This is a genomic window from Arhodomonas sp. KWT (assembly GCF_010993615.1).
This window is the reverse complement of the sequence record NZ_WNXE01000161.1, coordinates 1-2511: the sequence shown is the minus strand read 5'-3', so window position 1 is coordinate 2511 and position 2511 is coordinate 1. Positions and strand designations below refer to the sequence as shown.

General features: G+C 57.9%; 2 rRNA genes (1 of these 2 only partly in view). Both read left to right on the top strand.

Features of this window, described 5'->3' with window-relative positions:
- Positions 1 to 2255, top strand: a 23S ribosomal RNA gene (locus G7A99_RS15655); it begins 737 nt to the left of the window's first position.
- Positions 2256 to 2363: 108 nt separating this feature from the next.
- Positions 2364 to 2480 (top strand): 5S ribosomal RNA (rrf, locus tag G7A99_RS15650).
- Positions 2481 to 2511 lie beyond the last annotated feature (31 nt).

Genomic DNA, 2511 nt, shown 5'->3' with positions numbered 1-2511 from the left:
ATAGTCTCTGGAAGTAGACCCGAAACCGGGCGATCTACCCATGGCCAGGGTGAAGGCGGGGTAAAACCCGCTGGAGGCCCGAACCCACTAACGTTGAAAAGTTAGGGGATGAGCTGTGGGTCGGAGTGAAAGGCTAAACAAGCCCGGAGATAGCTGGTTCTCCCCGAAAGCTATTTAGGTAGCGCCTCGTGTCTCACTCCCGGGGGTAGAGCACTGTTTCGGCTAGGGGGGCATCCGTGCCTTACCAAACCGATGCAAACTCCGAATACCGGGAAGTGCAATCACGGGAGACAGACGGCGGGTGATAACGTTCGTCGTCAAGAGGGAAACAACCCAGACCGCCAGCTAAGGTCCCCAAATCACGGCTAAGTGGCAAACGATGTGGGAAGGCACAGACAGCCAGGAGGTTGGCTTAGAAGCAGCCACCCTTTAAAGAAAGCGTAATAGCTCACTGGTCGAGTCGGCCTGCGCGGAAGATTCAACGGGGCTAAAGCCGTGTACCGAAGCTGCGGATGCAAGCGTTTGCTTGCATGGTAGGGGAGCGTTCCGTAGGCCGCCGAAGGCGGACCCGTGAGGGCCGCTGGAGGTATCGGAAGTGCGAATGCTGACATGAGTAACGATAATGGGGGTGAAAAACCCCCACGCCGAAAGCCCAAGGTTTCCTGCGCAACGCTAATCGGCGCAGGGTTAGTCGGCCCCTAAGGCGAGGGCGAAAGCCGTAGTCGATGGGAAACAGGTTAATATTCCTGTACCGCAGTCTGCTGCGATGGGGGGACGAAGAAGGCTAGGTGAGCCGGGTGACGGATGTCCCGGTTCAAGCGTGTAGGCGGTCTGCTTAGGCAAATCCGGGCAGACAACGCCGAGACGCGAGCACGAGCGCCCACGGGCGCGAAGTCACTGACGCCACGCTTTCTGGAAAAGCCTCTAAGCTCCAGGCAGTCTGCGACCGTACCGCAAACCAACACAGGTAGGCAGGGTGAGCATCCCAAGGCGCTTGAGAGAACTCGGGTGAAGGAACTAGGCAAAATGGCACCGTAACTTCGGGAGAAGGTGCGCCTCTAGTAGGTGAAACCCCTTGCGGGTGGAGCCGAGGGGGGCCGCAGTGACCAGGGGGCTGCGACTGTTTACTAAAAACACAGCACTCTGCTAACTCGTAAGAGGATGTATAGGGTGTGACGCCTGCCCGGTGCCGGAAGGTTAAGTGATGGGGTTAGCCCTTCGGGGCGAAGCTCTTGATCGAAGCCCCGGTAAACGGCGGCCGTAACTATAACGGTCCTAAGGTAGCGAAATTCCTTGTCGGGTAAGTTCCGACCTGCACGAATGGCGTAACGATGGCCCCACTGTCTCCACCCGAGACTCAGTGAAATTGAAATCGCAGTTAAGATGCTGCGTTCCCGCGGCAAGACGGAAAGACCCCGTGAACCTTTACTACAGCTTCACACTGGACTTCGAGCCTGCTTGTGCAGGATAGGTGGGAGGCTTTGAAACCGGGACGCCAGTCCTGGTGGAGCCATCCTTGAGATACCACCCTTGCATGTTTGAGGTTCTAACCTAGGCCCGTCATCCGGGTCAGGGACAGTGTGTGGTGGGTAGTTTGACTGGGGCGGTCTCCTCCCAAAGAGTAACGGAGGAGCGCGAAGGTACCCTCAGCGCGGTCGGAAATCGCGCCTTGAGTGTAAAGGCATAAGGGTGCCTGACTGCGAGACAGACACGTCGAGCAGGGGCGAAAGCCGGCCTTAGTGATCCGGTGGTTCTGTATGGAAGGGCCATCGCTCAACGGATAAAAGGTACTCCGGGGATAACAGGCTGATTCCTCCCAAGAGTCCACATCGACGGAGGAGTTTGGCACCTCGATGTCGGCTCATCACATCCTGGGGCTGTAGCAGGTCCCAAGGGTATGGCTGTTCGCCATTTAAAGTGGTACGCGAGCTGGGTTTAGAACGTCGTGAGACAGTTCGGTCCCTATCTGCCGTGGGCGTCGGAGATTTGAGAGGATCTGCTCCTAGTACGAGAGGACCGGAGTGGACGTACCTCTGGTGTTCCGGTTGTCACGCCAGTGGCACTGCCGGGTAGCTACGTACGGACGGGATAACCGCTGAAAGCATCTAAGCGGGAAGCCCCCCTCAAGATAAGATCTCCCCGGGGACTCGATCCCCCTGAAGGGCCGTGGAAGACCACCACGTTGATAGGCCGGGTGTGGACGTGCAGTAATGCATGAAGCTAACCGGTACTAATTGCCCGTGCGGCTTGGCCATATAACACCCAAGCAGTCTGAGACCAATGCGCATGTCCAAGTGCGCGTGCGACTTCCCGATCAAACGGCCCGCGCGGCCCAAAAAACCGCGCTCAGGCCAACCGGCTCGCCTGGCGAATATAGCGAGTGGGAACCACCCGATCCCATACCGAACTCGGAAGTGAAACCACTCCGCGCCGATGATAGTGCCGCCTCGCTGTGGTGCGAAAGTAGGTCATCGCCAGGCTCTTATCCCTAAACCCCCGGCCATTAATGGC